This is a genomic window from Pseudochrobactrum sp. sp1633, assembly GCF_030376605.1.
Lineage (GTDB): Bacteria > Pseudomonadota > Alphaproteobacteria > Rhizobiales > Rhizobiaceae > Pseudochrobactrum.
Map to the genome: position 1 here is coordinate 220,569 of NZ_JARRAE010000005.1, position 19,974 is coordinate 240,542.

Below are 19,974 nucleotides of genomic sequence, written 5' to 3' on the forward strand. Positions count from 1 at the left end.
TCAGCCTCCCAGATAGGCTTCAATGACGTCCGGATTGTTACGCACAGTTTCCGGATCGCCTTCGGCAATGATACGCCCGTTTGCCAGCACAATAATGCGCGTGCAGAGCGACATGACAAATTCCATATTATGCTCGATCACCACAAAGGTCGCGCCGCGCTCACGGTTGAACGCCTTGAGGCGCTCTTTGAGGTCGGCCAGCATGGTCAGATTGACCCCGCCTGCCGGTTCATCCAGCATCACCAGTTTTGGCCCTGCCATAAAGGCCATAGCCGCATCAAGTAGTTTCTGCTGCCCGTAAGACAGCGAACCAGCTTTTTCATGGGTCTGATGCGTGAGACGGAAGAACTCGATCATTGTCTTCGCTTCTTCAGTCAAACCGGCATCCGGTCGACCGAACAAACGCGACAGCATTGTGCCCTTGTGTTCCTGTCCGGCCAGAATAATATTATCCAGCACACTCATATCCGGGAATACCTGCAACATCTGGAAAGTACGTCCGACGCCAAGCTTATTGAGATCGCTTGGGCGTTTGCCCGCAACATTCTGCCCGTCCACCAGCACCGTGCCATTTGTGGCAGGCAATTGCCCGAGAATGCAGTTGAACAGAGTGGATTTGCCGCTGCCGTTCGGCCCGATAAGGCCGAGAATTTCTCCTTCATGCACCTCAAAGGATACATCATCCACAGCGGTTACACCGCCGAAATTCTTGCTCAAATTGCGCACGGAAAGAACGGGATTCATTGGCTCTTCTCCCCGTTACTGTCGAGCGTAACTTTTGTCGTCCATGCGGTTGCCTGCGGATTACGCCGCTGTTTCAGCGCGTTTTTGGCGCGCTCCGCTAGCCCCAAAAGTCCTGTCGGGCAGAACACCATCAGCACAATCACCAGTACCGCATAGAGCATCAGATAATAGCCCTCGGTAAAGCGCAGGAATTCCGGTGCCAGCACGATGAGGAAAGCGCCCAGTACCGGCCCGAAGAAGAAGCCAGCACCGCCGACAATCACCATCAGCAGGATTTTAAGCGAGATCGGCAGACCGAAAGAATGCGGCTCGATATATTGGGTGAGCTGAGCAATCAAGCCGCCGGCCAGACCGCCATAGGCAGCACCAATCGCAAAGGCCAGCAAGGTCATTTTACGAACATCAACGCCAAGACTATTGGCGCGGATCGGGTTCTCACGCAGACCTTTAAATGCTCGCCCCCAAGGTGAGCGGATAATACCGTAAAGCGCCAGCGCCATCACCACAAATAAGCCAAGCACGAAATAATAAAACGGCGTGGCCATCATGGTTTTCATGCCGAAAATTTCCGGACGCGGAATACCCGTCAGGCCGTATGTCCCGCCTGTCAGCCATTCCTCATTACGCAGCACGAGGATAACCAGCGCATTGAAAGCCAGCGTCACAAAAGCCAGAAAATGATGCTGCACCCGCAAAGCCGGATAACCAAGCAGCAGTCCCAGCACAAAGCACAGCAGCATTGCCGCAATCAGTGCGAATGGCCATGCGATGCCAGCCATCGTCATCAGTGCCACAGTATAGGCACCCAGCGCCATAAAACCGGCCTGCGCCAGAGAAATCTGCCCCGCATAACCGAGCGTCAGATTAAGCCCCATAGCAGCAATAGAATAAATCAGCCACGACGAAAGTACCAGCAGGCCATAATTGCTCTGCGAGAACGGCAGAGCGATCAGAATAGCCAGACCGGCCAGCAGAAGGAGTATTTTGCGAAGGCTCATATTGTGCGTCCTTCCGCCTTGCCGAGCAGCCCCTGAGGGCGCACGAGAATAATCACAATCAGCAGGATCAACGGCACAGCTGAGCGATAAGATGCGGAAATATAAGCAGCTGAGAGATTATCAATCACGCCGATCAGCAAGCCACCGGCAAGCGCCCCGCGGATCTGGTTGAAGCCGCCGACAATCGCCGCGATAAAGGCAATCAGACCCAGCGTTTCACCATTGGAGAATTTAGCGAGATAGACCGGCGAAATCAGAATAGATGCCAGCAAAGCCAGCGCGCCATTGATCAAAAATGTATAGAGGATCATGCGTTTAACCGGCACGCCGAGAATTTCCGCCACTTGCGGATTTTGCGCCGTTGCCTGCATACAGCGCCCCGTCTTGGTGCCATTGAGGAAGAACTGTAACAGTGCCACCGTGCCGAGCGAAATCACCAGAACCGCAATATCCTGCACCGAGATTGCCGCACCGAAAATATTCAATATGCGGTCGGTAAACAGCGCCGGAAACGGCATGGCTTCCGCCGTATAGAATTGTTTGACGCCCTCTTTCAGCAGAATGCCCAGTGCAATTGTCGCAATAACAATCGGCAGCACGCCATGCGGCAGCAGCGGATCAATGATAATGCGCTTGAAGCCATAGCCCAGAAACAGCAATGTCAGCACCAGTGCCAGCAAAATGGCGACTGGAAAACTGAGGCCTAAAAACTGCGTGCCTGCCAGCACAAAAAATGCAGGCAGCATGACAAATTCGCCCTGCGCGAAATTGATCGTCTGCGAAGCCTGCCAGAGCAAAGTAAAGCCGATCGCCACAAGGGCATAGATCGAGCCTGTTGCCAGACCCGACACCAGCAACTGAAAGAAAGTAGCCATCAGGAAAAGTCCGTTTTGCGGGCGTATTCCGGCGGGCACCCCGCCGGAATACGCTATCAGCTTAAAGCTTAGGCAGCGTAGTGACGACAGACTGCTTGCCGTCTTTCACTTCCACAAGGAAGCTCTCACGGTTCACTTCGCCTTTGTCGTCCCATGTGGTTTCCATCAGAATGCCCGGCTCATCGGCCGGTGTGATGGTCAGCCCGTGAAGCGCATCAGCAAAAGCCTGACGGTCAACTTTGCCATTTTTCGTGGTCACATATTTCACGACATAAGCGCCCATATAGGCTTTGATCGCATTGTGATCCGGCTTGTAGCCATATTTAGCTTCAAACTTCTTGGCAAAATCCTGCACGCCCTGCACCGGTGCATCGGCTGTCAGGCCGACATGGCCGCGCACGCCGTTAACCGCTGTGCCAGCCAGATCAATCACCTTCTGGTTCATCAGTGTGGTTTCGCCAAAGATCGGCTGCTTCACGCCCTGCTTCTGCATTTCTTTCAGCAGACGTGCGCTTTCTTCTTCATGCAAATAGGCGAAAATCACATCAGCATTGCTGTCTTTAAGCTTCACCACGTCAGCGGCAAAGTCCGCCTGACCGACTTCACTGGAAACATCGCCGACAAGCTTGATACCACGCTTATCGAGCTCCGCAACAAACGCATCGCGTCCGCCTTTGCCGAAATCATTATTAACCCATGCAACGGCAACGGTTTTGGCGCTCAGCTCATCAGTGAGATATTTCACCAGTTTCGGCATCGACTGCTGCGCGCCAAAAGATGTGCGGAAAATATAAGGATTACCGAGACCGGTAATGAATGGCGCTTCTGCACCGGTCAGCTGCGGCACGCCATTCTGCATGGCAACCATCATATTGACTTTGACCGAACCGGAGTAAATCGGCCCCATGATCACATAGGCGCCGTCATCAATCGCCTTCTGCACCATAGCGCGCGACGTCGTTGCATCGGTCTGCGTGTCGTAATCAGTCACTTCGATCTGCTGGCCAAGAACACCACCTGCAGCGTTGATCTCTTCAACAGCCAGTTTCAGACCATCGCGCCAATTGGTGCCAACAGTTGCCCCTGCACCCGACAGCTCAATCACGTCTGCAATTTTAATGGTTTCAGCCGCAAAACTCACTTGCGGCAATGCAACTGACAAAGCAGCTGCTGCAGTTAAAGCCAGTAAATGTCTTCTGTTCATAAACCCCTCCCAAGGCTCCCCAACCGGATGGGATTTCATCTTATTTCCCCGTTCATTCATCGCATTCCACCAAGCGCAGAAATGACAAATGTTCCACGCGCTGATGAAATGTATATTGAATGACTGGAGTTTCAGCCCATCAGAATCTGATTTAACGGCTTGTCTGACGAGTTGCAAGCACGGGGTTCACCATCCATGCTATCTGCTGCAATATATTCCAGCAATACATGCCATATGGTGCAATACCGCCAAAATGATCTGTATTCCGTATTGCGGATCACGACATAATTGTCAGTGTTTTATCAATAAAAACAGACTATTTTGTCACCTCGGTTCAAACATTCGTATAGTACAGAAATATCATAGCGGGGAGCGTATTCCGATGAACAAAATAACACAGCCTGTACTTGCCACTATCACACTTATCAGCATCGCACTCACAGCAGGGAGTGCGTCTGTTGCTGCAGCAGCAACCGGCCTGCCAGGGGGCGCTTCATCCCTCACAGAGACTTATGGCAACTGGACAGTCTCCTGCCTTGTGCAAAAGCAGGCAGAAGCGCAGAAAGTTCTATGCTCCATGTCCCAGCAGCAGGTTGACGACAAAGGTCAGCGTGCGCTTGCGGTTGAACTCAGCCCTGACAAAAGCGGTGCTAACGGTGCCTTTGTGCTGCCATTCGGCCTCAATCTCGGTGCAGGCACAATCTTACAGATTGACGAAACACCAGCCGATAAACCGGCAAGCTTCACAACCTGTCTTCCGGCAGGCTGCATTGTGCCGGTCAGTTTTGATGCCGCCAAGGCTGAGGCTCTCGGAAAAGGTAAAAATCTCTCCGTGCTGGCACAAGCTATGGACGGCAATAACATCAAGCTTACAGTGCCGCTGGAAGGCTTTGCTGCCGCGTTGAAACGCACCAGAGAGTTGCTGAAATAAACACTCGCTGACAGCCCGAAACAAAAAAAGCTCCGGTAAACCGGAGCTTTTCTTTTTCAGGTACAAGCCCGATCAATATGGTGAATCAGGGAAGTAGAATTCCTGTGCATTGTCCTTGGTAACAAGGGTTGCATCCAGAATATAACGTCCACGCACCGGCACCTGATCGTAGAAATTGGCAACGGTCAGTTCCATTGCAGTTGCGATCATTGCAGGCGGATAGAGCACATCAACAGGCACCAGCGCATCACCGTCGGCAACCTTTTTGATCATTTCTTTCATACCGGCACCGCCGACAACCATTTTAATATCGGTGCGTTTAGCCTGCTGAATGGCTTCAAGAGCACCAACGCTCATATCGTCATCCTGCGTCCAGACCGCATCAATTTTCGGATATTTAACCAGATAATCCTGCATCACTTTAAAGGCATCGTCGCGTGACCAGTTGCCGAACTGCTTATCCAGCACCTTGATGTCACTACCGGCAACAGCACTGTCAAAGCCCTTCTGGCGCTCTTCATCAATCACGATCGGCAGACCGCGGATAACCACAACTTCACCTTTGCCGAGCGTGTCTTTCAGATACTGACCGGCAACGCGGCCGAGTTCTTCATTATTACCGGCGACATAAAGATCCTGAATGGACTGGTCGGACAATGCACGGTCAACAACGGTAACGAAAATGCCCTTATCCTTCACCTGACGGATCGGATCGGTCAGCTCATCAGAATTGTGCGGCAGCGTTACCAGCGCATCCATGCCCTGCGTGGTCAGATCTTCCAGAGCATTGGCCTGCGAAGCACCGTCCGGCGAGGTCTTGATGACAATTTTCAGACCCGGATGGTTCTTTTCCAGAACAGCTTTTGCCCGTTCTGCGTGATAGACAACGCCGCCTGTCCAGCCGTGATCAGCCGCCGGTATCGACACGGCAATCGTGACTTTCTTTTCTTCCTGTGCCTGAGCCGCCGCCCCGAACAGGGCAGCAGCACAAACAGCACCTAGCAATATTTTTTTCATGATCTCACTCCCTGATAGTTGGCCTGACGATACGGCGGTCCGGCCTCCCCTCCGCCGCTTTAACAACAGCGGGATCACAGACCCCGCTGCTAAAACCATGTTAGCGCCGCGACAATGACCGCTGCACCAGCATCGCAATAATGATGATTGCACCCTGCACCGCTCCGATCAGATATTCACTGACCAGATCAGACAGAACCATAATATTGCCGACAACTTCCAGAATGAGCGCACCGCAAACAGTACCCCAAATGCGCCCGACACCGCCGCGCAAGGCTGTACCGCCGATCACTACCGCGGTAATTGCCTGCAACTCCCACATCAGACCTGTGGTCGGCGTGGCCGCACCCAGACGCGGAATGTAAATCAGAATAGCGATAGCAACACAGATACCCTGAATGACAAAAGCCATCGTGCGCACACGGTTAACCGGAATGCCGGAATAACGCGCCACATCCTGATTGGAACCAACCGCGATGATATGGCGGCCAAAAGCCGTGCGATAGAGAATGAAAGATGCAATCAGCGCCACGACAATGATTGCAACGATCGGCACCGGAACGCCCAGAATATTGCCGAAGTAAACCGGACGATAAGCCGCCCGCAGTTCCTGCGATTTCATGGCGATAGAACCGCCCTCAGCCAGATAAATGGTGAGTGCGCGGAAAATCCCCATTGTACCAAGCGTCACGATAAACGGCTCGATGCGTCCGAGTGTGGTGGTGACACCATTGGCCAGCCCGCAAAGCGCGCCGACAACAATGGCGATACAGGCAGCCACCAGTAACATCGGCAGAATGCCGGTGATGATGCCGGAATTCATGAACATGATCGTGACAGCAGCAACAAAGGCAGACATAGAGCCGACCGACAGATCAAGACCGCCGGATGAAATCACAAAGGTCGCGCCAATAGCGATAATCGCGATGAAAGCGCTGCGGGTTGCAATATTCAGCAGATTGTCCACGCCAATGAAATTGGAGTTCACCAGCGTTCCGAAAACCAGCAGAGCAGCCAGCGCCACGAAAGGGGCAACAGCACGCAAATCCATATCCTGCCAGAAGCGGCGTTCTGTTGTATTTTGCGGAGTGGTTTTAGCCTGTTCTGTCATAGCGCCTCTGCAAAAATTGCAGCCTCTGAAGATGTGACACCGGTAGCGTGCACAACAATTTCATTCTCTGTCATTTTGTCTCCGCTGATTTCCGCAACGATACGGCCATTGCGCATCACTAAAGCACGGTGACACAGGCCGATCAGCTCCGGCATTTCCGAAGAAATCACGATAACGGCTTTGCCCTGTGCGGCCAGCTCGGCAATAAAACGGTAAATCTGCTCTTTGGTGCCAATGTCGATACCACGTGTCGGTTCATCAATGATCACAATATCCGGCTCGAGCAGCATCATCTTTGCCAGCAGCAATTTCTGCTGATTACCGCCTGAAAGCTGTCCGGCGAGAAGGTCAGGATTACGGGTACGGATATCAAAATCCCCGATTGCCTTTTCCAATGCTGCGGCCTCGGCAGCGCGGTTGATCTGCAAGCCTGAAAACTGGCTTAAAGCAGCCAATGTCAGATTAGTGCGCAGATTTTGTGCCAGTAACAGCCCTTTGCCTTTGCGGTCTTCACTCAGGTAAACAAGTCCGGCATCCATACTCTCACGGGCATTGTGAAAACGCTGCGAAGTTCCGTTGACACGCACAGTACCATGAGCATGACGCAAGCCCACCACACCCTCGCAAAGCTCGGTACGTCCTGCACCAATCAGCCCTGCAAAACCGAGTATCTCGCCTTTATGCAATGTGAAGCCGCAATTGCTCGCATAGCCAGGCACCGTAAAGTCCGAGACTTCAAGCACAGGCGTTTTGACCTGCGGGATGACCCGTTCAGGATAAAGCTGGGACATATCCCGCCCGACCATCAGCTGTGCCATATCCAGCGGCTCCAGCCCTTCCGCCTCACGCGTTGTAATCATCTGCCCGTCGCGCAGCACTGTCACGCGATCGGCAATGGCTTTCACCTCCGGCAGGCGATGCGAAATATACAAAATCGCAGCACCGCGATTACGGATAGCCATGATGACTTTGAGCAAAGCTTCAGTTTCAACCGGCGTCAGCGAAGCGGTTGGCTCATCAAAAATCACCAAACGATGCGGCACCAGCAAAGCACGGGCAATCTGCACCAGCTGACGTTGCGCAATCGACAATTGCTCGACACGGGTCGTCGGATCTATATCAGCACCGAGATCAGCAACGGCCGCTCTGGCCTGCGCGTTCATCGCGCGGTCATTGAGCATCAGACCCTTGCGCTGCTCGCGACCGAGGAAAATATTCTGTGCAACAGTCATATCCGGTGCCAGCAAAATCTCCTGATGCACCAGCACAATACCGCGATGCTCTGCATCAACCGGCCCTGACAGCACAACCGGCTGACCATCAATAAAGATTGTGCCTTTGCTTGGGCTTAGATGTCCGGCCAGAAGTTTCATCAGTGTTGATTTACCGGCACCGTTTTCGCCGATAACCGTGTGAATTTCACCTTCACGGATATCCAGCGTAATATCGCGCAGCACTTCCACCGGACCAAAACTTTTGGCCAGTCCCTCAACACGCATAAAAGGTGGTCTGCTGCTCGTGTCAGTTTCTGTCATCGCAAATTTGTCCAGACATTGCCCGCTTTGGATGAAGCCACAGAAGCTTCAATAAAGCGCATTCCTTCAAGCCCGTCTTCAACAGTCGGATACAACACCGCCGCATCCGGTTTTTCATCGTTGCGCGCTGCGCGGATAGCGTGTGCTGCTTCCGTGTAAATCGTGGCAAAACCTTCGAGATAACCTTCCGGATGCCCGCCCGGAATACGGGTAACTCGTGCCGCTGAGGCACCGGCTCCGGCACCGCCACGGGTGATCAGTTGCTTCGGCTCGCCAAAACGCGTGAACCACAGATAATTCGGATCAGACTGCGACCATTCCAGCCCGCCTTTGCTGCCATAGACCCGCAGTTTCAGACCGTTTTCATTGCCGACCGCAACCTGACTTGCCCATAACATGCCACGAGCTCCGCCTTTGTAGCGCAGCATAATCTGCACATCATCGTCCAGTGCCCGTCCTTCGACAAAACTGGTCAGCTGCGCCAGCACAGCCTCAGCTTCAAGACCGCTGACGAATCCGGCCAGATGATAGGCATGGGTGCCGATATCACCGATTGCACCACCAGCGCCGGAGCGTTTCGGATCAGTGCGCCATTCAGCCTGTTTATTACCGCTCAGCTCACTGCGCTCTGTCAGCCAGTCCTGCGCATATTCGGCCTGCACAACACGGATATCGCCCAGATCACCCTTGGCGACCATTTCCCGCGCCTGCCGGATCATCGGATAGCCACTGTAATTATGGGTCAGCACAAAGATTTTGCCGGACTGCTGCACTGTTTCAACCAGTTGCTCGGCTTCAGCAACTGTTGTAGTCAGCGGCTTGTCGCAAATCACGTGAATGCCTGCGGCCAGAAAAGCACGGGCAGCAGCACCATGCAGGTGGTTCGGCGTGACTATAGCCACAGCCTCAATCCCATCCGGCCTTTTGCTTTCAGCCAGTGCCATTTCTTCAAAAGACGCATAGGAGCGCTCAGGTGCAATGCCCAGTTCCTGCGCAGAAGCACCGGCGCGTGCCGGATCAGACGAGAGTGCTCCCGCGACCAGTTCATACTGATCGTCAATCCGCGCTGCAATGCGATGCACCGCGCCGATAAAAGCGCCCTGCCCGCCGCCGACCATGCCGAGTCTGATACGATGTGCTGCGTTTCCCATAGCCACCTCCTCTTAACCCAGACCAAGCATTTTGCGGTTTGCCGCATCATCAGTGCCCGCATCGGCAAAATCATCAAAAGCACGCTCTGTAACGCGAATGATGTGATGGCGGATAAATTCCGCACCTTCGCGTGCACCGTCTTCAGGATGCTTCAATGCGCATTCCCATTCAAGCACTGCCCAGCTGTCGAAGTCATGCGTTGTCAGTTTCGAGAAAATACCGCCGAAATCAACCTGCCCGTCACCCAATGAGCGGAAACGGCCTGCGCGGTTCACCCAACTCTGGAAACCGCCATAAACGCCCTGCCGTCCGGTCGGATTAAATTCCGCATCCTTGACGTGAAACGCCTTGATGCGTTCGTGATAAATATCAATGAAATCAAGGTAATCGAGTTGCTGCAGCACGAAATGCGACGGATCATACAGGATGTTGGCGCGGGCATGATTTTTCACCCGATCCAGAAACATCTCATAGGAAATACCGTCATGCAGGTCTTCCCCCGGATGTAATTCGTAGCAAACATCCACACCGTTTTCGTCGGCATAATTGAGCAGCGGTGTCCAGCGTTGCGCCAGTTCGTCAAAAGCTGTTTCAACAAGACCGGCAGGCCGCTGCGGCCACGGATAAACATATGGCCATGCCAGCGCACCGGAGAAGGATGCCATCGCAGTCAGACCAAGATGTTTGGAAGCCCGTAGCGCGCGGCGCACCTGATCTTCCGCCCATGCCCGACGTGCCTGCGGATTGCCGCGCACTTCCTCATCGGCAAAGCCGTCAAAGGCAGCATCATAGGCCGGATGTACCGCAACAAGCTGCCCCTGCAAATGCGTTGAAAGCTCGGTAATTTCCAAGCCATTATCAGCGGCGATGCCTTTGATTTCATCGCAATAGGTTTGCGAGTCCGATGCCTTTTTAAGATCAAACAGGCGCTTATCCCATGTCGGAATTTGCACGCCCTTATAGCCCAGCGAGGCCGCCCATTTGCAGATATTCTCAAAGGAGTTAAACGGTGCCGCATCCCCCGCAAACTGCGCCAGAAATATCGCCGGTCCTTTAATCGTTTTCATCATCCCACTCCCGAATTTTCTGTATCGTTTCTGATGTTCACCGTTGCCAGAAGTGCAACTAAACGTAACGCCGTTGCACGAAGTGCAACTAAACGTATCGATTGACGATATTCTCCAGATATTCCTGACGACCGGAAACCGGCTGCGGTTCAATCCCGCTGTCACGCACATAGGCAGCAATGTCTTCCAGTGATTGATTGCCCTGCAACATGGTCTGCGCCTGCGGCTGCTGCCATCCGGCATAACGCGCATCAAGCGGAGCGGACAAAGCTTTATCCTCAATCATTTTCGCTGCGGCTTTAAGCCCGCGTGCGCAACAATCCATCGCGCCGATATGCGCAATCAGCAGATCCTGCGGGTCGAGCGACTGACGCCGCAGCTTGGCATCAAAATTTGTGCCGCCGGTGGTAAACCCGCCGCCTTGCAGAACCTGATAATAAGCCAGCGCCATTTCCGGCACATTGTTCGGAAACTGATCTGTATCCCAGCCGGACTGGTAATCATTGCGGTTCATATCGATGGAGCCGAAAATGCCCAGCGCATTGGCCATTGCCAGTTCATGCTCAAATGAATGACCGGCAAGAATGGCATGCCCCTGCTCGATATTGACCTTCACTTCACCTTCCAGACCATAGCGTTTGAGAAAGCCGTAAACAGTAGCAACATCAAAATCATATTGGTGTTTGGTCGGCTCCTGCGGCTTAGGCTCGACAAGGATTGTGCCTTTGAAACCGATTTTATGCTTGTAATCGACCACCAGCGAGAGAAAGCGTCCCATCTGGTCAAGCTCACGCCCTGCATCGGTATTCAGCAGGGTTTCATAGCCTTCACGCCCGCCCCAGAGCACATAATTCTCACCATTCAGGCGGTGCGTCACATCCATGCAATGCTTAACCGTGGCGGCAGCATAGGCAAAAATTTCAGGATCAGGATTGGTGGCAGCACCAGCCATATAGCGGCGATGTGAGAAAAGATTGGCTGTTCCCCAGAGCAGTTTGATGCCCGTCTGGTTCATCTTCTCCTGAAGATAATCAGCCATGTGGTCGAGATTGGCCGATGTTTCCGCAAAATTTTTGCCCTCTGGGCGCATATCCGCATCATGGAAACAATAATAAGGCGTGCCAAGCAGCGTAAACAATTCAAAAGCCACATCAGCCTTGTGTTTCGCATGATCAAGCGTATTGCCGAACCACGGGCGTTCAAATGTCTGTCCGCCGAACGGATCGCCGCCAACCCATGCAAAACTGTGCCAATAGGCAATGGCAAAGCGCAGGTGATCTTCCAGCCTTTTGCCCAGCACAATCTCGTCCGGATTGTAGAAACGATAGGCAAGCGGATTGGTGCTTTTCTCACCCTCATAGCGGATGGGGTTGTCCAATCCGAAGAAACCTGTGCTCATGCCGTTACCCTCTGTGCGTTATTATTATTTGTCACCAGCAATTTTGATTTCTGAACTTCCGGTTCCGCATCAACGCGGAGCAAAGATGTGATTGCACAGCCTTGCAGGATCAGCGGCTGTTCCGACGGATAGCAACGAATGGTCAGATCTTTGGGCGATTGCAGACCATTACGCGGCCCGACCTGCCGTCCATCGGCAAGGTCGCCACTGATCGTCTGGCGCAATTCATCCTCGATCAGATCAAAAGCGTGCACACCGGGGCCGACAAAAGCCAGCGGCACCGGATCAATCAGCGAGAAAATGCTGCGCAAGGCAAAACCAAGCGCCTTGCCTGCCTGCTGGAAAGCCTGCCGCGCAACGCCGTCTGCCGTTCTGGCCTCATGCGCCAGCGCATAAAAATCACTCTCGGGAATCATCGCCACGGGCGCACTGTTTTCATCAACCCCATGCGCCTTGCGCCAGATGCCATAATCACTGGCATAGGCCTCAAGACAGCCATGACGGCCACAGCGACACAAAGCGCCATCCGGCATATAAACCACATGGCCAAACTCTGCGGCTGACGAGCGCGCACCGGAAAACGGTTCGCCTTTCAGATACAGCCCCATGCCGATACCGGACGAAAACAAGATCGCCGCGAAATCACCGTGGAAGATATCCGGCTGCGACCAGCGCAAGGCTTCGGCGATCATCAGACAGTCGTTGAAAACCATCACCGGAACATTAAAAACCTGTTTCAGAAAATCTGCGATAGTTACATTTTCCGCACCGATTGTCGGTGACCAGACCAGCATCTGATGGGCAGCATCGGTCATTCCCTGCACGCTCACAGAGATATGGCGCAGATTTTTCGCCTGATCAGGATAGCGGCTGAGTAATTCGCTGATCTGCCGCTCCAAGGCTGCAAGAAGTGCATCCGGCGCTATAATCAGCGTATCAAGCTGCAATTGCTCAAAGGCAATTCTCTGCCCCGCATAATCGAACAGGTCTACGTCAATCATATTAAGTGCAATATTGACCGCAATCACTGAAGCGCAATCGGGATTAAGCCCGAGCAGGACTTGCGGACGGCCACGCCTGCCCTCAACATTATTCGCGGCCTCAGTTTCAGGCACTTCAATCAGCACCTGCTCTGCCAGCAACATTGCACTGATAGCGGAAATGGTAGAGTGGCTCATGCCGGTCATACCGGCAATATCCGTGCGCGAAAGGCTTCCCGATTGCCGCAGCAATCGCAGAATCCGGCGGCGGTTTTGCCAGCGCAACTCTTCTGATCGTGAAACGCCTCCCGTCACACGACACCTCCCTTATAACGGAACGGTTCTTAGCGACCTGTTTCCGTAATTCTCCTCTGGCAATAAGACTGGCACGGATTTTTTTATTTGTCATCTATTTTTCGAGCGTCGAAATAAATGATTATTTTTGACTCAAGGAGACAAAACAAAGCGAAATGCAGAGAATCGAACAGAATCGCAAACACACAGCCAATGTTCACTACGCAAATTTGAGATTTGCTCAGGGGCTGCAATGTGATTCTTTTTTGGAAAGTTCTTTATTCGGGGAGAAGTCTCTTATTGCATAAGTGTAAAATGACCTGAAACAGATTCAGATTTCAATAGAATGCAATGTGAGAAGAAGATTGGCTGGGGAACCTGGATTCGAACCAAGACTAACGGAGTCAGAGTCCGTCGTTCTACCATTAAACTATTCCCCAGCAACGCTGCTCTGTGAGAGCGAAGCGGTGACGCTCGCGGCGCCGTGGGTGGTCATATAATTGATATTTTCACAAATGCAAACCCTCTTTGCACTGATTTCAATATATTTTTCCACAGAACACAAAAAACTCCTTTCCCTTCGCAATTTGTGCCCCTTGGTAAATCGGCAAAGGACTGTTACATTAAGGGCAACTTGAAATAGTCTGCACCATGCCTGCGTCCCTTACGGGTTCGCGCGGTGCCAAAAGGACAAAAACTTTGAAGAACCCCGATCTGCACACCCAAAGGGTGTCTATCAACGGGGCGTCTGGTGGCAAGGCAGGAATAAAAGATTCCACCGAACCGCCGAATTCAGGACAACGGCAGAACCGTTCTCCTGTCGGATCATCGTCACCAAAGCCTGTGGCAGATGAATCTGGACGCTTCGACAAAAAGCAGCGCAAACGCGCCCGCAGGCGCAAGCACGGCAAAAATTCTGCTGCGGAGAGTGTACAATCGACTGCACAAGGAGCAAACCTTGGCGCGGCGGGTGCTTCTTCGGGCTCGAACAAACCATCCGGCGACAAGTCTCTGCGTGCAGACAACACCGCAAAGAATGATGATCAGAAGGGCGGGAAAAAACTTTCAAACCGCCGCAGACGATCCCGTCGTAAAAAATCTCAAACGGACAGCGTATTACCGGCGAAGCAGACAGCGTCTGTTGCAGCTCAGTCAGCGATGACAAACCAGAATGCAAAGCAGACGCACAATGCTCATGCATCTGCCAAAAATGCACATAAGAACGGCGCCCAAAAACCCGACACCGCTGATCAGAGCAAGCAGCGCCCGCAGATCAATGCGCAGGCCGCGCAGCCGCGCGCCTATGAGCCGCCGCTTTATGCAGCGCTTGATCTTGGCACCAATAATTGCCGCCTGCTGATTGCAACGCCGAGCAGACCCGGACAGTTTCGCGTTGTCGACTCCTTCTCGCGTATTGTGCGTCTTGGTGAAGGCTTCGGAACCAGCGGCCGTCTGAGCGATCAGGCCATGAGCCGTGCTATTGAAGCACTGAAAATCTGCCGCGATAAGCTTGAGAGCAAAAATATCCGTCGCAGACGTCTGATTGCCACGGAAGCCTGCCGCTCGGCCAGTAATGGCCCTGAATTTTTGCAGCGTGTTCGTGAAGAAGCAGGACTTGAGCTGGAAATTGTTGACCGACAGACCGAGGCAAGCCTTGCGGTTTCCGGTTGCGGCACTCTGGTCAATCGCGAAACCGATGCGCTCGTGCTGTTTGATATTGGCGGCGGTTCTTCAGAAATTGCACTGATTGATGTGACCTGCCGCCGTTCCTCGCGACTTGCAGAGCATATTACCGCATGGACATCCCTCCCTGTGGGCGTGGTAACTTTGGCTGAAAAATTCGGCGGCCGTGATGTAACGCCGGACAATTATGCTGAAATGGTTGCCTATGTGGCAAATATGCTGAATGATTTCAGCGAACGTCACAAACTCGGCGAGCTGGCACAAAGCACACATTTCCATCTGCTTGGCACATCCGGCACCGTGACCACTCTGGCTGGTATTCATCTCGGTCTCGACCGTTACGACCGCCGCCGCGTGGATGGCATGTGGATGGGCTCGCAGGACGTGACCGATATGACAGCCAAACTGCTGTCGTGGGATTTCAAAACCCGTGTAGCTAATCCGTGCATCGGCGCTGACCGTGCTGATCTGGTACTGGCCGGTTGTGCTATTCTCGATGCAATCCGCCAGATTTGGCCGAGTGAAAGATTGCTGGTTGCCGATCGCGGTTTGCGTGAAGGTATCCTCACTGAATTGATGTCCCGCGACGGCGCATGGCGCCACCGCCGCCCTCATCAGGCAAAAGAAACTTATATTAAGAACGGTTCCGGCAGGGACAGTCAGACAAAGAGCAGGCAGTCACTATGAGCGGTTCTGGAAGCAAATCCGGTAAATCAAAATTCGGCAACACTACCGGCGGACGCGGCGGTGCGGGTACACGCGGATTGCATGTGCGCGTTAAGAAAAAAGCCGGCACGATCAAAGAAACATCACGCCGCTGGCTGGAGCGTCATCTGAACGATCCTTATGTGCAGCAGTCCAAGGCGGACGGCTATCGTTCCCGTGCGGCCTATAAGCTGATTGAGATCAATGATCGTTATAATATTCTGAAAAAAGGCCAGAAGATTATCGATCTCGGCGCCGCCCCTGGTGGCTGGAGCCAGATTGCAGCGAAGATCGTCGGCTCCAATGATGAGCAGCCGCATGTTGTCGGCATCGATTATCTCGACGTTGATCCGTTACCGGGTGTTGCACTGCTGAAAATGGACTTTCTGGATGATGAAGCGCCGAATGCCATTATGACGGCGCTTGGCGATGCGCCGGATCTGGTGATTTCAGATATGGCGGCACCAACGACCGGTCATCGCCGTACCGACCATCTGCGCACCGCGCATTTGTGTGAAGTGGCTGCGCATTTTGCCGTTTCGGTTCTGAAACCGGGCGGTCACTTTCTCACCAAAACCTTTCAGGGCGGCACAGAGAATGATCTGCTGACCATGCTGAAACAGAACTTCCGCTCTGTGCATCACGTTAAGCCGCCTGCATCGCGCGCTGAATCCGTTGAGCTTTATCTGCTCGCCCGTGATTTCAAAGGCCGTAAAGAAGATGACAGCGAAGAATAAATTTGCTTCATTCTATTCAACAAAAAAGCGCGGTTTAACCGCGCTTTTTTTATTTAATCGCATACCCGATACTCAATGTATCTTTTTTACTCTTGGCGCGAATTTCTTCTCATAGAGCTCCTGCCCTGCTTCCGGCTTCAGCTTTATAAAAGAGAAGAAAGCCAGAGCTGAAATAGCGCCGACAATATAAAACGCGATATGAAAATCCTGCAATTGCAGCACAGAACCACGAATAATCGTGCTCAGTTCCAGTATCACACCGGCAAGTGCCACGCCCATCGCAATTGAGACCTGCTGGGCAACCGCAGAGATCGGCGTTGCCTGACTGGTTTTGTCATCAGGAATTTCTGCAAAGCCAAGAGCGTTGACACCGGTAAAGAACATAGAGCGCAGAAAGCCGCCAAACAGCAAGGCAATCAGGATCAGCGTCATCGGTGTTTGCGGCGTGAAAAACCCGTTCAGGATTATGAAACATGCAGATGCGAGAGAGCCGAACATCAGCAACCGGCGAAAGCCAAAGCGGGAGAAAACCCGCGTTGCCCCGAATTTCATCAGCAATGCGCCGATTGCCGAAACAAAAGTAATCATCCCCGATTGAAACGGATCCATTCCAAAACCGAGCTGCAACATCAGCGGCAGCAAAAACGGAATAGCGCCGATCCCTAACCGAAACAGGCTGCCGCCGACGACAGAAATACGGAATACATCATTCTGAAACAGGGATAGATCAAGCAGCGGGTTCTCTACGCGCTTTGCATGACGGATATACAAAGCCGTCGACAGCAGACCGACCCCAAGCGTGATGATACCCACCGCAGGCGGCAATGCCGGAAGACTGACCACAGAGAGCCCGAACACCACACCGGACATGGCCAGCCCAGACAGCACAAAACCGGTAATATCCAGCTTGCGCGGCATTGGCACATCCAGCACCGGCAGATATTTGGTTGCAAACCAGATACCCGCCAAGCCAATCGGCACATTGATCAGGAATATCCAGTGCCAACTGAAATAGGTAGTAATAAACCCGCCGACCGGCGGCCCGACCAAAGGCCCTACCATGCTCGGAATAGCGAGCCATGCCATCGCATTCACCAGCTGATTACGCGGCGTTGAGCGCAGCAGCACAAGGCGACCAACGGGTGTCATCATCGCCCCGCCCATCCCTTGCAGAAAACGTGCACCCACAAAGCTCAGCAAAGAATTAGACGCGGCACAGGCCACCGAACCGATCACAAAAACCGCAATCGCGGCACGAAACACATTGCGGGCACCATAACGGTCAGCCATCCAGCCGCTGACCGGAATAAACACTGCCAATGATACGAGATAGGATGTGAGCGCCAGTTTCAGCGCAATCGGGCTGGTGCCGATATCGGCAGCAATGGCTGCCAGAGAGGTCGAAATCACATTCGAATCCATCTGCTCCATAAAGAGCGCGACGGCCAAAACCAGCGGAATAATGCGATTCACAATACGAATCCTGAATGTCAGATAAGCTTCATGAGAGTTAGTATATAAACCAGTCAGACCGGATTACACGCAGAATTGACCAGACCGGCAAAGTTTTTTGACGGGCAAAAATACACTGTCACAAAATTAAACGCTGGCAATAAATCGTGTGTGATCGTGATTAATTTCAACTTAAAAAACAATGGATTGTGATGAGCGCGTTACAATTGAACGCCCAGCTCGACCTCACCTGCAAAGGCCGGAAAACAAGGCTCAAACCGTAATTGACATTGCCGGAACGGCAGAAAAAAGTGCTTTCGGGTTGCGCGGGGCATTTCACGCTGTTACATTTGGTGAGAAGTTAGAAACCAGCAGAGCATCGATAAGGGGCCGATGCGTAGAGGTGTGAGATGACTGAGATCACCAAAAGCGCAATAATCTATACCATGATGATCATCACGCTAAATACAGCAATTGCTATTAGTGTGATCGGGCTGGATTTCCTGCCGTAATCAGCTCTGAAAAGAGCCTCATGGTGATATCCGCGATTGAGCGGATGCTCACAGCTGCAAACAGGCATGTTGATGCCGTTTGATATTTAATCAGGCATGCCGGAACATCTCCCGGCAGGCCTTTTTCGTACTTACAAATCCCGACGCATATGAATAACTGCGAAAGGTAAGCCTTCGGCGTCCGTCGGTTGGCGGGCAGTTTCAATGAACTGATTGCGCAGATAAATACTATGCGCCTGCGTATTCAGTGCGTAGACTTCCAGCTCCAGCGACTTTTTCAGCTGCAAGCTGTGATCCAGCAATTGCCGGCCTAGCCCCTTGCCATGAATTTGCGGATCGATAAAAAGCCCGCCAATAAACTGATCCAGAAGGCCGATGAATCCGGCAGGCCTTCCGTCTTCTAAGATTACCCAGTTTTCTGCCTGCTTCAGGTAGATGTCGCGCACCTGTTCAGACTGCAATTGCAGGCGCTCTTCTCCCAAAAACCCGTGCGCAAAGCGCGAGGCCTCCAGCCAGATAGTGACCAGAGTTTCCGTATCCTCATCGCGGATCGGGCGGATTTCATTTCGTATTTGTATCATGATAAATTTTGTCCATTGATAGATAGTATACGCGCCCTGCAACGGGCTGCAAAAGGCGCAGCTCAACCCTCAGCCATTTATGAAAAGGCCGTCGGGGAAACACTTGCTATGAGTTGCTGCGCATAAATCTCCTGATTGGACTGTTTCTCACTATCATCAGCACAAAGGTGAAGCAAGATTGTACCGTAAAACAGAAACGCATTGTCTACTCGACTTAGCCACCAACTGTCTGTATGAGACATGCGTCGCGTAATAATGCGCGATGTTGTTCTCGGGGCGGGGTGCGATTCCCCACCGGCGGTATGAAGAGGAAACTCTTTGAGCCCGCGAGCGTCTGAATAAAGCGATTTGTTCAGAGTCAGCAGATCCGGTGCGATGCCGGAGCCGACGGTATAGTCCGGATGAAAGAGAGCAAAGACACGGTTAAACAGCGCTCGCTCTGCGGGTGAACTGTCTATTTGTGAATTTGCGCCCTGATTCTAGTATCAAGAGATGAAACTATGAACCAGAGCCTGACCAACCCATCTTCCCTCAAAGTTGCATTCATTCAGGCGCGCTGGCACGCCGATATCGTGGATGAAGCACGCAAATCCTATATTGAAGAGCTGGCCAAACTGACTGACAACGGCATTGAAGTCGAAGTCTTTGACGTTCCTGGCGTATTTGAAGCCCCGCTTCTCGCCCGCACATTGGCTGGTACCGGCAAATATGCTGCAGTTGTTGCAGCGGGCTTTGTTGTCGACGGCGGCATTTATCGCCACGATTTCGTATCCGATGCGGTGATCAAAGGTCTGATGCAGGCACAGATGGATACTGATGTGCCTGTCTTAAGTGTGGTGCTGACCCCGCATCACTACCATGACAGCAAAGAGCATCATGATTTTTTTCATGCACATTTTGTGGTCAAAGGCCGTGAAGCAGCCCATGCAACCGTGCAGATTTTGAACACTTACAGCAAAATCGAAGCCTGAAACTGAATGAGACGGCCTGTTTCGGC

The 19,974-nt window shown here is 52.6% G+C and carries 17 protein-coding genes, 1 tRNA gene and 1 riboswitch; of the genes, 4 read left to right on the top strand and 14 right to left on the bottom strand.

Annotated elements, in window-relative coordinates:
* From P8H26_RS08000 to P8H26_RS08015, 4 genes are all read right to left on the bottom strand, one after another.
* Positions 1-744, bottom strand: a complete 744-nt coding sequence (locus P8H26_RS08000; RefSeq protein WP_289632406.1) for an ABC transporter ATP-binding protein — start codon at positions 742-744, stop codon at positions 1-3.
* A complete protein-coding gene (locus P8H26_RS08005) occupies positions 741-1,742 on the bottom strand; it encodes a branched-chain amino acid ABC transporter permease (protein WP_289632407.1) in 1,002 nt (333 codons plus the stop codon). Before P8H26_RS08005 ends, P8H26_RS08000 begins: the two co-directional genes overlap by 4 nt.
* Positions 1,739-2,617, bottom strand: a complete 879-nt coding sequence (locus P8H26_RS08010) for a branched-chain amino acid ABC transporter permease (RefSeq protein ID WP_289632408.1) — start codon at positions 2,615-2,617, stop codon at positions 1,739-1,741. Before P8H26_RS08010 ends, P8H26_RS08005 begins: the two co-directional genes overlap by 4 nt.
* 61 nt (positions 2,618-2,678) lie before the next feature.
* Positions 2,679-3,821: an ABC transporter substrate-binding protein gene (locus tag P8H26_RS08015; protein ID WP_289632409.1), complete on the bottom strand. Its 1,143-nt coding sequence runs from the start codon at positions 3,819-3,821 to the stop codon at positions 2,679-2,681.
* 382 nt (positions 3,822-4,203) lie between these two features.
* Here P8H26_RS08015 and P8H26_RS08020 point away from each other — a divergent pair, with 382 nt between their 5' ends.
* The gene (locus P8H26_RS08020) at positions 4,204-4,752 is read left to right on the top strand and encodes an invasion associated locus B family protein (protein WP_289632410.1); all 549 of its coding nucleotides are present in this window, start codon (positions 4,204-4,206) and stop codon (positions 4,750-4,752) included.
* Between the two features lie 72 nt (positions 4,753-4,824).
* Here P8H26_RS08020 and P8H26_RS08025 read toward each other — a convergent pair whose 3' ends face one another.
* From P8H26_RS08025 to P8H26_RS08060, 8 genes are all read right to left on the bottom strand, one after another.
* Positions 4,825-5,769: a substrate-binding domain-containing protein gene (locus P8H26_RS08025; RefSeq protein WP_289632411.1), complete on the bottom strand. Its 945-nt coding sequence runs from the start codon at positions 5,767-5,769 to the stop codon at positions 4,825-4,827.
* Between the two features lie 100 nt (positions 5,770-5,869).
* Positions 5,870-6,880, bottom strand: coding sequence for an ABC transporter permease (locus P8H26_RS08030; protein WP_374708255.1), 1,011 nt, complete (start codon positions 6,878-6,880; stop codon positions 5,870-5,872).
* Positions 6,877-8,415 carry a sugar ABC transporter ATP-binding protein gene (locus P8H26_RS08035; RefSeq protein ID WP_289632412.1) on the bottom strand — a complete coding sequence of 513 codons (1,539 nt, stop codon included), beginning with the start codon at positions 8,413-8,415 and terminating at the stop codon, positions 6,877-6,879. Before P8H26_RS08035 ends, P8H26_RS08030 begins: the two co-directional genes overlap by 4 nt.
* Positions 8,412-9,566, bottom strand: coding sequence for a Gfo/Idh/MocA family protein (locus P8H26_RS08040; protein ID WP_289632413.1), 1,155 nt, complete (start codon positions 9,564-9,566; stop codon positions 8,412-8,414). The genes P8H26_RS08035 and P8H26_RS08040 overlap by 4 nt, the downstream gene beginning before the upstream one ends.
* A gap of 12 nt (positions 9,567-9,578) precedes the next feature.
* Positions 9,579-10,634 carry a sugar phosphate isomerase/epimerase gene (locus tag P8H26_RS08045; RefSeq protein WP_289632465.1) on the bottom strand — a complete coding sequence of 352 codons (1,056 nt, stop codon included), beginning with the start codon at positions 10,632-10,634 and terminating at the stop codon, positions 9,579-9,581.
* Between the two features lie 88 nt (positions 10,635-10,722).
* Positions 10,723-12,033 carry a xylose isomerase gene (gene xylA, locus P8H26_RS08050; protein WP_289632414.1) on the bottom strand — a complete coding sequence of 437 codons (1,311 nt, stop codon included), beginning with the start codon at positions 12,031-12,033 and terminating at the stop codon, positions 10,723-10,725.
* On the bottom strand, positions 12,030-13,328 hold the full coding sequence (locus P8H26_RS08055) for an ROK family protein (protein WP_289632415.1): 1,299 nt from the start codon (positions 13,326-13,328) through the stop codon (positions 12,030-12,032). The genes xylA and P8H26_RS08055 overlap by 4 nt, the downstream gene beginning before the upstream one ends.
* Before the next feature lie 345 nt (positions 13,329-13,673).
* Positions 13,674-13,747 (bottom strand) — tRNA-Gln (locus tag P8H26_RS08060).
* A gap of 325 nt (positions 13,748-14,072) precedes the next feature.
* Between P8H26_RS08060 and P8H26_RS08065 the strand changes: the two genes are divergently transcribed.
* On the top strand, positions 14,073-15,677 hold the full coding sequence (locus P8H26_RS08065; RefSeq protein WP_374708259.1) for a Ppx/GppA phosphatase family protein: 1,605 nt from the start codon (positions 14,073-14,075) through the stop codon (positions 15,675-15,677).
* Complete coding sequence (locus P8H26_RS08070) at positions 15,674-16,432, top strand: RlmE family RNA methyltransferase (protein ID WP_289632417.1); 759 nt, start codon at positions 15,674-15,676, stop codon at positions 16,430-16,432. The genes P8H26_RS08065 and P8H26_RS08070 overlap by 4 nt, the downstream gene beginning before the upstream one ends.
* 72 nt (positions 16,433-16,504) lie before the next feature.
* Here the strand turns inward: P8H26_RS08070 and P8H26_RS08075 are convergent, their stop codons facing one another.
* Complete coding sequence (locus P8H26_RS08075) at positions 16,505-17,905, bottom strand: DHA2 family efflux MFS transporter permease subunit (protein WP_289632418.1); 1,401 nt, start codon at positions 17,903-17,905, stop codon at positions 16,505-16,507.
* A 622-nt stretch (positions 17,906-18,527) separates the two neighbouring features.
* Positions 18,528-18,977: a GNAT family N-acetyltransferase gene (locus P8H26_RS08080; protein ID WP_289632419.1), complete on the bottom strand. Its 450-nt coding sequence runs from the start codon at positions 18,975-18,977 to the stop codon at positions 18,528-18,530.
* Positions 18,978-19,240: 263 nt separating this feature from the next.
* Positions 19,241-19,394: riboswitch (FMN riboswitch) on the top strand.
* 83 nt (positions 19,395-19,477) lie between these two features.
* Between P8H26_RS08080 and P8H26_RS08085 the strand changes: the two genes are divergently transcribed.
* Positions 19,478-19,948 (top strand): 6,7-dimethyl-8-ribityllumazine synthase, encoded by a 471-nt coding sequence (locus P8H26_RS08085; RefSeq protein ID WP_289632420.1) that lies wholly within the window; start codon positions 19,478-19,480, stop codon positions 19,946-19,948.
* The last annotated feature ends 26 nt before the right edge of the window (positions 19,949-19,974 follow it).